The organism is Nocardiopsis listeri, from assembly GCF_020741345.1.
Lineage (GTDB): Bacteria > Actinomycetota > Actinomycetes > Streptosporangiales > Streptosporangiaceae > Nocardiopsis > Nocardiopsis listeri_A.
Genome location: NZ_DYZD01000133.1, coordinates 1 through 11,318, shown reverse-complemented (window position 1 = coordinate 11,318; position 11,318 = coordinate 1). Strand labels below are relative to the sequence as shown.

General features: G+C 69.7%; 12 protein-coding genes and 1 pseudogene. 3 read left to right on the top strand and 10 right to left on the bottom strand.

Annotated elements, in window-relative coordinates; genetic code table 11:
• The 8 genes and pseudogenes from K8V84_RS07800 to K8V84_RS07765 form a co-directional block, all read right to left on the bottom strand.
• Nucleotides 1-516 (bottom strand): annotated as a pseudogene (locus tag K8V84_RS07800) (hypothetical protein); the annotation flags it as partial.
• 201 nt (nt 517-717) lie between these two features.
• A complete protein-coding gene (locus K8V84_RS07795) occupies nt 718-1,260 on the bottom strand; it encodes a hypothetical protein (RefSeq protein WP_304072351.1) in 543 nt (180 codons plus the stop codon).
• Nucleotides 1,261-1,387: 127 nt separating this feature from the next.
• On the bottom strand, nt 1,388-2,404 hold the full coding sequence (locus tag K8V84_RS07790) for an ATP-binding cassette domain-containing protein (RefSeq protein ID WP_304072349.1): 1,017 nt from the start codon (nt 2,402-2,404) through the stop codon (nt 1,388-1,390).
• Nucleotides 2,405-2,407: 3 nt separating this feature from the next.
• Nucleotides 2,408-3,172, bottom strand: coding sequence for an ABC transporter permease (locus tag K8V84_RS07785; protein ID WP_304072354.1), 765 nt, complete (start codon nt 3,170-3,172; stop codon nt 2,408-2,410).
• 127 nt (nt 3,173-3,299) lie between these two features.
• A complete protein-coding gene (locus K8V84_RS07780) occupies nt 3,300-4,106 on the bottom strand; it encodes an ABC-2 family transporter protein (protein ID WP_304072347.1) in 807 nt (268 codons plus the stop codon).
• Nucleotides 4,107-4,281: 175 nt separating this feature from the next.
• On the bottom strand, nt 4,282-5,058 hold the full coding sequence (locus tag K8V84_RS07775) for an SDR family oxidoreductase (RefSeq protein WP_304072346.1): 777 nt from the start codon (nt 5,056-5,058) through the stop codon (nt 4,282-4,284).
• Between the two features lie 88 nt (nt 5,059-5,146).
• Nucleotides 5,147-5,776, bottom strand: a complete 630-nt coding sequence (locus tag K8V84_RS07770; RefSeq protein ID WP_304072343.1) for a DAK2 domain-containing protein — start codon at nt 5,774-5,776, stop codon at nt 5,147-5,149.
• A gap of 14 nt (nt 5,777-5,790) precedes the next feature.
• The gene (locus K8V84_RS07765; protein WP_304072342.1) at nt 5,791-6,786 is read right to left on the bottom strand and encodes a dihydroxyacetone kinase subunit DhaK; all 996 of its coding nucleotides are present in this window, start codon (nt 6,784-6,786) and stop codon (nt 5,791-5,793) included.
• 279 nt (nt 6,787-7,065) lie between these two features.
• Here K8V84_RS07765 and K8V84_RS07760 point away from each other — a divergent pair, with 279 nt between their 5' ends.
• Nucleotides 7,066-8,283 (top strand): DUF418 domain-containing protein, encoded by a 1,218-nt coding sequence (locus tag K8V84_RS07760; RefSeq protein ID WP_304072340.1) that lies wholly within the window; start codon nt 7,066-7,068, stop codon nt 8,281-8,283.
• Nucleotides 8,284-8,288: 5 nt separating this feature from the next.
• Here K8V84_RS07760 and K8V84_RS07755 read toward each other — a convergent pair whose 3' ends face one another.
• Nucleotides 8,289-8,702, bottom strand: a complete 414-nt coding sequence (locus K8V84_RS07755; protein ID WP_304072338.1) for a hypothetical protein — start codon at nt 8,700-8,702, stop codon at nt 8,289-8,291.
• 160 nt (nt 8,703-8,862) lie between these two features.
• Here K8V84_RS07755 and K8V84_RS07750 point away from each other — a divergent pair, with 160 nt between their 5' ends.
• Complete coding sequence (locus K8V84_RS07750) at nt 8,863-9,420, top strand: RNA polymerase sigma factor (protein WP_304072335.1); 558 nt, start codon at nt 8,863-8,865, stop codon at nt 9,418-9,420.
• On the top strand, nt 9,411-9,953 hold the full coding sequence (locus tag K8V84_RS07745) for a hypothetical protein (protein ID WP_304072333.1): 543 nt from the start codon (nt 9,411-9,413) through the stop codon (nt 9,951-9,953). Before K8V84_RS07750 ends, K8V84_RS07745 begins: the two co-directional genes overlap by 10 nt.
• Nucleotides 9,954-10,061: 108 nt before the next feature.
• On the opposite strand, the gene K8V84_RS07740 is transcribed toward K8V84_RS07745, so the two are convergent.
• Complete coding sequence (locus K8V84_RS07740; RefSeq protein ID WP_304072331.1) at nt 10,062-10,889, bottom strand: CHRD domain-containing protein; 828 nt, start codon at nt 10,887-10,889, stop codon at nt 10,062-10,064.
• Nucleotides 10,890-11,318 lie beyond the last annotated feature (429 nt).

The window sequence follows — 11,318 nt, the reverse complement described above, 5'->3', positions numbered from 1 at the left end:
CGGATCACGGTCGTGACGAAACAACGCAACGAAAGCGCGTTCGAGGCCACCGGGGCGGCGAGGGTCGCCGCGTGGGCGAACCCGGCGACCCCGGAGTCCCCGAAGGCCCACACGGCGGTCTTCACCGTCGCGGAAGAGAGCCCGAACGCGACACCGGCGGCACCGGCCGACAGGTGACTTCGCCAGGCCATCGAAGGGATCCGGCCCACGCCCCCGCTCCAGCCGGGCGGTCCAGGGCATACCGAAGACCAGGACGAGCACGCCGAGGGGCTGCAACCACGGTGAGCGGGGCGACGCCGCCTGGAACCCGGCACGGCCTCCGTTGAAGACCGGTGACACCCACCAGAGCGGGTGCCGCAGCAACAGACCGCGCCGCCGTCCTCCCGTCAGCGGCTCGGACAACCGGATCGCGAGCCTGCGTTGGGCCACGGCTGCGATCGTGTACGCGACGCAGGAGAGCACACCGGACGTGGCTCCGAGCCACATGCCGTAGGAGAGCAGCGTCATGCGCACCATTTTTCCGGTGTGGAGTGAAGTGCGGCGACCGCTCCGTTGAGCGCCGCGGAAGGCGGTGGGAGGGCACTCCGAAGCACGCGAAGAGCGCCGCTCCCCCGTATGCCCCGGTGGGCCGAACACGTCGGGCGAGGACGGGCCGGTCCCACCCCTGTGGACGACCGGACCGTGCCCCGAAGATCGAACCGGTCGGCGATCAGCCGGTCAGCCGGTGGTGAGCAGGATGCGGCCGTTGGAGGCGTGGTCGGCGGCGCGCTCGGCGTTCGATCGTCCCGCGCTCCCCGGGGCGAAGGCACCTTCTTCGACTTCGCCGGCGGCGAAGTAGCGGCCCGAGGCGGGGAGGAACGCCATCACGGTGGCCACGACGACGGCGGCCACGTACACGAGGGTGTGGACGCCCCGGAGCCCCAGAGCGGCCCCCTGGCCCTCATAGCCGAGGCCGACGAACACCCCCGGGCCGGACAGCACTCCCAGTCCCATGGACACCAGCACACTCGCCAGGCCCACACCGGTCATCAGCACCACGAGCGTCACCCTGGACCAGCGGTGTCCCCTGGCGAACCAGACGACCAACAGGGCGGAGAAGGTGTAGAGCAGTCCGCGGACCGACAGGGCGAGCCAGGGCGCCGCAGCGCCCTCGGCCGGCCCGGGCGCCACCGCGAGGGAGGTCTCGATGATGCCCGCCGTGATCGCCAGCGACCACAGGAACGTGGACCAACGCACCGGGCTCGGAAGGGTTCTGTCCATACGACCGAGTCTTTCGGGCGCGGCCCCGGATTCCATGGTGGTGATACCACCACCACGCGTGGTGCCCACTCCCCCTGCCGTGGCCACGTTCTCCCTTCCGCTCCGTGCCCACGCTCCTCCGCCAGGTTCACACCCCTCGGGCTCTGTCCGCCTTCTCCACCGGTACCGTCCCGCGATAGAGCGACGACACCACCGTCTCGATGTCGGGTTCGCGCAGCGTCAGGTCGACCACCTCGTGGTCCCGGGCCACCTCTGCGATCACCCTGGCGGGGTTGTCCCGCAGCTCCAACCACTGCCTGGGTCCCTCCACCCGCACGGTGTGGGCCCCCGGAACCTCGATCCTCGGCACCGGAGCGGCCAGGTCGACCACCAGGACCCGCGGCACCGGCACGGTCGCGCGCAACTCGGGGAGATCACCGTCGAAGGCCAACCGACCGTGGTCGATCACCATCACCCGGTCGCACAGACGCTCCACGTCACCCAGGTCGTGGGTGGTGATGAGGATGGTGGTGCCCCGTTCGGCGTTGGTCCGAAGCAGGAACTCTCGGATGGTCGACTTGCTCACCACGTCCAGTCCGATGGTCGGTTCGTCCAGGACCAGCAGTCGTGGAGCGTGCAGGAGGGCCGCGGTGAGGTCGCCCCGCATGCGCTGGCCCAGGCTGAGCTGTCGGACCGGCGTGCCCAGGAAGGGACCGAGTTCGAGGAGTTCGGTGAGCTCCGCCAATCGTTCGGCGTGTTCACGCTCAGGCACCCGGTACAGGTGCCTGGTCAGGGACAGGCTGTCTCGCAGCGGAAGGTCCCACCACAGGGTGGTGCGCTGCCCGAACACCACCCCGATCTCCGCGGCCAACCGGGTGCGTCGTCGAGCCGGTTCCAGGCCCGCCACCCGGACGGTCCCCGAAGTGGGGGTGAGGATGCCGGTGAGCATCTTCATGGTGCTGGACTTCCCGGCACCGTTGGGTCCGAGGTATCCGACGATCTCCCCGGCCCGGACCGTGAAGGTGACGTCGTCGACCGCGCTGACCCGACGGCGGGTCCGGCGCAGGAACGGGCCCTCGGACAGGACGAAGTCACGCCCCAGGCCGACGGCCTCGATGATCGGTTCTCCGTGTGCCCCTCGTTGGAGGGTCTGGTTCGGGGTCATCTCTCAGCTCCCGGTGGATCGGTAGTGGCGCAGTCCGAACCGCCAGGTGAGGCCGGCGCAGACGCAGAGGAGGACCGCGACGACCGGCCCGAGGTAACGCAGTTGTTCGGGCATTCCGAGGGGGTCGGGACGGTCGAGGACGAGCAGCGCGGGCTGCCAACTGACGAAGGCCAGCGGCACCACGTAGGTGACCGAGCGGACGATCTCCTGCCCGTAGATCGCGATCGGGTACTCGGTGAGGGCCTGCCCTCCGTAGGTGAGCGAGTTGGCGGCCTCGCGCGCACCGGCGATGAAGAACTGCAGACACCCGGTGATCACCCAGATCGCGGCGCAGATGAACGTGCCGGAGAGCATCATCGAGACCAGCAGACCCGCCTTGGCCACGGACCACTCGACGTCGACCCCGGACAGGGCGATCCCCAAAATCGCCAGGGCCGGGACGACCTTGCCCAACCGTCGTGGTGAGAACTCGTCCGCGGCCACCTGGACCAGTGGGGACACCGGCCTGATGAGCATGGCGTCCAGGGTCCCCGATCGGATGTGGTTTCCCAGGCGCTCCACCGAACCCGCGAACATGTCCGCGGTCCCGAAGGCGCTCGAAGCCAGCCCGAACACCAGCAGCCCCTCCATCACGCTGAATCCGGCGAGGGTGTCGGCGTGACCGAACAGGATCACCACGGCACCGACCTGGGTGAGGACGCTGACCGTGACGGCCAGGGACATGAGCACGAGGGAGAGCGGGTACTGCGCGAAGGCCCGCACCCACAGCCAGGCCGACCGCCGGTAGTCGGCGAACGGTCGTAGGAGTGTCGTGGCCGCCTGCCGGAACCGACCGGACCGCTCATGTCCGGGATCGGGCCGCACACCCCCGGGGGTCTCGGCGCGGTCCTCGGTGTCAGCCACCCTGGATCACCACCCTGCGCGTGGCCGTGGCGGTGACCCGGGCACCCGCCCCGAACAGCAGCGCCACCCACAGCGCCTGGAGGGCCAGACCACTCAGAACTCCGCCACCGTGCAGGGACTCCTTGCCGAGCAGGATCTCGGCGGGGATCTGCACCATCGACGCCCATGGCAGCAGCCGCAGGACGTCCGCGATCGCCGGTGGGAACAGGGGCAGTGGCAGGATCATCCCCGCGAGTACCGGCCCGACCAGCCCGGTGACCGCCCACACCCCGCGGCTGTCCAACATCCAGAATCCGCAGAGCGAGTACAGGTACCGAAGGGCGAAGCCGACCAGCGCCGCGAGCACCACCGAGGTCAGGAACGCCAGCGCCGCCACGACCTCGTACGGCACCACCGCGTCGAACAGGACCACGCCGACCAGGAAGGTCGGCACCCCGCGGAAGAGGAAACCACAAGTGGCCCGCCCCAGGTCCTGCGCCAGGCACCATCCCTGGAGGGAGATCGGGCGGAGCAGGTCGTTGGCGACCTCACCGGTACGGATGCGCTCGGCGAGGTCGAGCGAGGGCCCGGTGTTGACGATCATGGTGACCGTGATGAGCATCTGCCCGACGAACACCTGGGTGACGGCGTCGGAGGCGTCGTACCCGTTGATCTCCGGGCGCGCGGAGAACACTGCGAGCAGGACCATCGCGTTGATGGCACCGAAGACCGAGTTGGTGATGAGGCCGGCGACGAGCGCGGCACGATAGGTCGAATGGCGGCGTAGCCCTCGGGCGTACACCGCGAGGTGGACACGCACGGGTGCGACTCCCCTTGACGGCTGAAGAACGTGCAATCGGCACGTCCCTGGGCCAGGGGGCCAGGTCCGGGTCGCCTAGAGGAAGCGACGTTAGCACAGCGGTCAACGCCCCGCTTCGTGTTCTGGTGGGGTCCGAAACCTGTGGGGCGCGTGGGTTCTGGCCGGCGCGCCGAGGTCAGCCGCGGCCCGCGAAGGGCATCTCCCGGGCCATCACCGTCAGGGTGGGCACGTTGACGTCCAACGGCAGGGACACGATGTGCGCGATGGTGTCGGCGACGTGCGCGGCGTCGATGGTGGGTTCGGGGAGCACCGAACCGTCGGCCTGGCGGGCGTTGGCGCCGAACCCCTCCGTCATGGCGGTGGCGGCGTTGCCGATGTCGATCTGGGTGCACGCGATGCCGTGACCGCGCAGGTCCAGGTTCATGGAGGCGGTGAGTCCGCTGATGGCGTGCTTGCTCACCGTGTACGCCACGCTCAACGGCCGAGGCACGTGCGCCGAGATGGACCCGTTGTTGATGATCCGGCCGCCCCGGGGTTCTTGGTCGCGCATGAGCACCGCGGCCTCTCGGGCGCAGTACAGCGCCCCGGTGACGTTGGTGTCCAGAACATCCCGCCAGTCCTCGTCGGTGACCTCGTCCACCGACGCCGCGGGCCCGAACACGCCGGCGTTGTTGAACAGCACGTCCACGCGCCCGTGTCGTTCACGCACCGCCCCGAACAACGACCGAACCGAGTCGGGCGAGGTCACGTCGGTCTCCACGACCATCGCCCCGGGGCGGTCCTCGGCCGTCTCCTCCAGGGTCGTGGCACGACGGCCCGCCAGGACCACCGAATGACCGTCGTCGAGGAGACGTCGCGCGGTGACGCGACCGATCCCCGCGCCGGCTCCGGTGATCACGACGACCTTGTGGTCGCCCCTGTGGTCGCCGACATCGGTCCTGGCCTGGCTCATACCCGTCCCCCGCTCTCGGTCCGCGTGTTCGATCCGTGTCCTCGGCCCGTGGGACGGGAGGCTATCGGCCCCGGGGCTCGCCCTCTCCTCAGACCCCCTCGGCGCACTCGAAGAACCACGCCACGGCCACCGCACCCGGGTCGAGCACGTCCTGTGCGCGTTCGCCCAGGTAGCTGGCCCGCCCTCGGTGCGCGATCATCCCACCGGTGGAGTCCGCGCCCGCGCGGGCGGCTCGTGCCGCGTCCGCCACCGCCTCCCGCCAGGTTCCCGTGGAGGTCTCGGTGAGCACGTCGGTCGCCGGCGCCATCGCGTCCACCATGGTCTTGTGCCCCACCTCGGCCTTGCCGAGCCTGCGCACCGCCCCGGTGGCCCTGCCGAAGGCCGCACCCAGCGCCGAAACGTCCCAGGGTGCGGATGGCCCCGTACCGAGCCGACCGAACCACAGCCCGAACAGCGGACCGCTGGTCCCCCCGGAGGCGAGGAAGGCGTCGGACACGGTCTGGAACACCTGGGCCGGATGTTCGCCCTCGATCCCCGACAACCCTTCACGGCCCCGTTTGAGCGCGGAGGAGATGTTCCATCCGAAGTCGCCGTCACCGGCCTTCCGATCGAGTTCGGTGAGTTCGTCGGCCTCGGCGATCACCCGTTCGGCGAACGCGAGCAGCCACGCCCTGGTCTCCGCGCCGGTCAGGTCGGCCGTGTTCCCGTCACCCGTCATGTCCACCACTCCCGTCACCACACCAACGCCGGGGTACGTACCGGCGCGTCCCAGAACTTCACCAGGTCGTCGGTCAACGCCGTGAGCGTGATCGACAGCCCCTTCATGTCCAACGACGTCACGTACGGGCCGACCAGGGAGCGGGCGACGCCGATCCCCAGCCCGTCCAGGACCCGTCGGGTCTCGCGGGCCGCCACTCCGAGTTCGAGTCCGTGGGTGGCGCCCAGACCGTTGACGATCGCCAGGACCGAGTCGCCACGGCGCAGCCCAACCGACTCCACCAGGGGCGTCACCAGACTCTCCACGAGTTCCGCGGCACCGGTGGTGGGCCGGGTCTCGATGCCGCGTTCACCGTGGATGCCCACGCCGAACTCCATCTCCCCTGGTTCCAGGTCGAAGGAGCGTCGTCCGGTCATCGGGTTGGTGCACGCCTCGAACGAGACACCGAGCGTCGCCGACCGCGCCACCACCTCCCGGCCCAGCTCCCGCACCTCGACGACGGGCGCCCCCGCCTCGGCCGCCGCTCCGCAGATCTTCTCGACCGCGACCACGGCGGCGGTCCCCCGCCGGCCGGGACCTCCCTCGTCCTCCTTCTGCGTGGCCAGGTCGTCATCGACCAGCACTTGTTCGACCCGGTGCGTCTCGGAGAGGAGTTCGGCGGCGATGGAGAAGTTCAGAACGTCGCCGGTGTAGTTCTTGATCACCATGACCGTCCCCTCACCGGTGTCGGCGGCCTGGATCGCCGCGCGCACCTGAAGGGCCGTGGGGCTGGCGAAGACGTCCCCCGGCACGGCCGCGTCGAGCATGCCCTGGCCGACAAAGCCGGTGTGCAGGGGTTCGTGCCCGGAACCACCACCCGACACCAGCGCGACCTTGCCCGTGGCCGGCACACGGCGGGTGACGAACAGTGGATCGGTGTGCACGTCGACCAGGCCGCCGTGGGCTTCGACGAGCCCCTCCAGCGCCTGTTCGACGAGTGTCTCGCGCTCGTTCATGAAGAACCGGCTCATGCCGCCTCCCGGGTCGTCGAGGTTCTGGCGGGGCCACCGCGCCGTCGGCATGGCGCCGCGCCCCACCCACACGACCTACCCGCTTTCGACGCGCTCCCCACGCCGAGGCCCCTCCCGTCGGTCGGATCCGATCGTGGCCGACCGACCTAACGTGGCGGCCCCGGCCGGCCGGTCGGCCGGCCCGCCGACCGATGCGCCGGGCCCCTCCCCCGACGGAGACTGAAGTCCACCGGCACCGCCCGGCCCAGACCCACATCGGTTGAGAGAGGACATGTCGACATGTCGGCACCGACGGAGGGTTCCACCGGTTCCACGATTGCGCCGAAAGCAACGCGCGAACTCGCCCCCGACCTGGCACGCGGCGTCATGCTGCTGCTCATCGCCATGGCCTACGCCGGTGTGTACTCCGGGGTCGGATTCGGTGTGGACGTGTCCGGCGAGCCCGTCGAGGACCGGCTCGCGGCCCTGTTCACCACGCTGTTCCTGGACAACCGCGCCTTTCCGATGTTCGCCATCCTGTTCGGCTACGGAATGGCCTGGATGGTCTCCCGGCGGCGCGCCAAGGGCACCTCCGAACAGGAGGTCCGCAGACTGCTGCGACGGCGGGGCCTCTTCCTACTGTTGTTCGGCGCCGTGCACGCCCTCCTCGTCTTCCCCGGCGAGATCCTCACGTCCTACGGCCTGGCGGCGCTGGTCACCGGTTGGCTGCTGCTGCGTTCCGACAAGGCGATCGTGCGGGCGGCCCTGGTGTTCGCGGTGTTCTACGCGATCACCGTGCCGGTCGCGATGGTCGGAGTGAGCATGAGCGAAACGACGCAGGGGCCGGAGGGGTTCGCGCTGCCCGGGTACCTGACCGTCGAGGACTGGATCGGCCGGGTGGTGGGGTTGCCCTTCAGCCCTTTGTTCATCGCCTTCGCGTACCCGTTGCTGCTCTTGGTGGTCCTCGGTTACCGGGCGGGCCGCGCCGGGCTGTTGGACGACCCGGTCGGGCACAAGGGGCTGCTCACCAAGATCGCGGTGATCGGTATCGGGGTGTCCGTGCTCAGCGCGGTGCCCTCCGCTCTGACCGCCGTGGGCGTGATCTCCCCGGACGTGATCGCCGAGGGGTTGTACATGGCCCTCCAGGTGCTCACCGGGGTACTGGGCGGCGCCGGTTACGCGGCCCTGTTCGCCCTGTGGAGCATCCGGCTGGACCGGAACCAAGGACCGCTGACCAGGTCCGTCGCCGCCATGGGCAAGCGTTCGCTCACCTTCTATCTCCTGAACTCGGTCCTGGTCGCCGTGGTCCTGCACACCCACCTGGTGGGGTTGGGCGACGTGGTGGGCGCCGCGGGGGCTCTCCTGGTGGCCGCGTCGGCGTGGTCGGTGAGCCTGCAGGCGGCCTCCTTCCTGGAATCGCGCAACCGCCCGGGTCCCCTGGACCAGCTGATGCGACGCGCGGTGTACGGAGGCCGCAAGGTCCGCCGCCTCGCCGCCGAGAAGGGTTCGTCCTCTTAGAGGGATCAGGTGGTCGCCGGATCCGCGAAGGAGGGTTCGGCGGCCTGATCCCGGTCGTCCCGGCCCGACTCCATGGGTGCGTCCTCGGACGGGAGGAACCCCGTGAGGAGCAGGAAGAGGCCGACCGTGGAGACCACCAGGGCCGCGAGGACGGTCCGGGGATCGGTCCAGCAGGCACCGACCTCCGAAGCGGGCTCTCCTTCCGGCTGAAGGAGCGGGAGCGGTGCCCCGATCAGCGAGGTCATGACCTCCGCGGTGGCACCGGTGGTGATCACCAGGGCCACCGCGCAGATCACGATGGTGGAGGGGGAACGTCGGGGACGCAGGACACGGATCTGCACGTGCCCGGCCGAGGGGTGGGCGACGACGGCCTCGTTCGCGACCATGCTCTTCAACTCCCGAGGGTGTGCGGGGGGCACGATACTTCGTCCTTACGTGGGGAGGACACGGCCGGCGCCCATCCGCTCACGCGGATTCCTACGTGAGGTGGGCCACGTCGTTCCACCGTGAAGCGGACTTCCCTGTAGTTGAATGATGACCAAGGGTGGTCGATCGACGTGGGGGAAGCCGGCTCAACGGATGCACACGGACACCGAACCGCCGGAGAGCCTGCTCGTGGAATGGGCGCAGGACGGGGACGAGCAGGCCTTCGAAAGTCTCGTCCGACTGCACCAGGACGCCGTCTACCGCATCGCTCTACGAACTCTCGGAGACCCCGCCGAAGCCAGGGACACCGCACAGGAGGCCCTGATCACGGCCTGGCGCAAACTGACCGATCTCCGTGACCCGCGGACCTTCCGGGCCTGGCTGTACCGGATCGTCGGCCGGCTCGCCCTGAACGCCGTGCGCGCCCGGCGCCCCGAGGACTCCGGCGACGGGTCGGAGGAAGAGCCGCGGTTCGCCGAGAGTTCCGCGGGCCCCGCCGACAGGGCCCTCGCGACGAACCTGCGCGCGGCCCTCGGCGAGGCCCTGACCGGACTGCCACCACGGCAGAGAATCTGCTGGGTGTTGCGGGAGTTGGAAGGGCTGGGCTACGAGGAGATAGCCGAGATCGTCGATTCGACCCCGACCGCCGTACGCGGACGCATCCACCGCGCGCGTACCCATCTCGTGGAGGCGCTTGAGTCATGGCGGTAGACCCGTTCGACGACCACGATCCGCTGCCCTGTGGCACATCGATCGACGAACTCCTGGACCACCTCGCCGAGAGCACTCTCACCGAACACGAGCGCGCCTGCCCGCACTGTCGAGCCGTGGCCGTGGAGCTGCGGCCACTGGTCGAGGCCATGTCCTCCCGCCCCCGTGTGACCGCACCGCCCGGCCTGCTGGACGACGTGATGCGCGAGGTCCGCGCCGAGGCCCGTTCCACACGGACCCTCCCCCTCACCGAGGGCGTGTCGGGAAGGACCGAGATCCGCCACTCCGCGATGTCGTCGATGCTCCGCGCCTCGGTGGACCCCGCGCGGGGGCTGTTCGTCGGCCGCTGCCGCATCGAGCGGGCATCCGAGGGTGTCATCGTGTCCGCGACCGCGCGGGTCCTTGCGGGGACGCCCATCCCCGAAGCGGGCGACGGGGCACGGCGGGACATGACGGCGTTCATCCATGACCGGTTGGGACTGCGGGTCGCGAGGGTCGACATCGACGTCACCGACGTCATCGACCCGCACTGATCAGAGGTCCTTCGTCCGGCCTCGCACGGACGTGACGGAGACCCGATGGCTCGGGGCCCCGCCACGTCACCTCACGACCGAAGATCCGGCCGTCACGGCGTGGATCGGTCACTCGGTGTTCCCGTCACCGCCTTCGGTATCGGTGTCTCCACCGGAGCCATCACCGCCTTCGGTATCGGTGTCGCCCTCCATGCCGGTGTCACCCTCGGAGCCGTCACCGTCGCCGGAACCACTGCCCTCCTCGGATCCGCTGCCCTCTTCGCCGCCGGAGCCCTCCTCGGAGCCGCTCTCCTCGGCCGGGAGCTGACCGCGGACCGCACCGTCCGGGTAGTCGGCGGTGTGGGTGTCGACGTAGAAGTTCTCGGGGTTCTCCTCGATCTGGGCGACGGTGAAGCCTTCACCGGTGTCCGTGCCCGCTTCCGCGTCCTCCTCACCGGTGGTGAAGGGTCCCTGCACGCAACCAGAGCCGACCAAGGTGCCGTCACCCTGATCCTCCGGGTCGGGGAAGGCCACACGCGACGGACCGAACTCGCCCTCGGCGGCCTCGTGAAGGTGGGTCGCGGTCTCGGCCGAGCTCTCCAAGGGTTCGGTGACTCCGGAGAGCTCGATGTCGTAGCAGATGATCTCCTCATCGCTGTTGAGCCGCAGTCCGTAGGTCCCGGTCGCGCCCTCCTCGCCGTCGACCTGCTGGTTCTCGGCGTCGACGACCATGTCCGGGGTCGCGTCGACCGTGAACTCGCTGGTGAACGACTCTGGCTCTTGGACCTCCTGATCGTCGCCCTCCTCGGAGCCCTCGGTCTCCTCCGTTCCCTCGGTCCCCGCGGTCTCCTCGGCCTGCTCCGTCGGCTCCATCCCCTCGGTCTGCTCCGCGTGCGCGACCGTCGACTGCGTCGCGGCCAGTAGACCCGCGGCGGCCGCGGCCATCGTCACGGTCATCCGCCCCACCGTCATCCTCATATCCGCTTCCCCTCATTCGGTGAAATGTGCACGGACCCTCCTTTATGCAACGGAACCGGCTCTCACATTCACTCTGAGTCACCAATTCTCGGCAAAAACACCACATCTCCACATCGCGGAACTGGCGTTCGGCCCGCTTCGTACCCTCGAACCTCGGGAACGTGTTCCCCAGAACCCCGCTCCTCGGGCGGTCATCGGAACGTGGTGGGACGCGGTCCGGTATCGCCGGACCCGATCGACGAGAGGGACATCTTGACGGCAGATCTCGACCGGGCCTGGCGGGCCTTGGAGTCCGGTGACGTGGGCTCCGCGGTGAACTCACTACGCGGAAAGGCGGACGACCTCCGTCCGGCCGACGTCGGACGCTTCGTGGGCGCGGTCGGGCGCGCGGCGGACCTCCCCGACCTC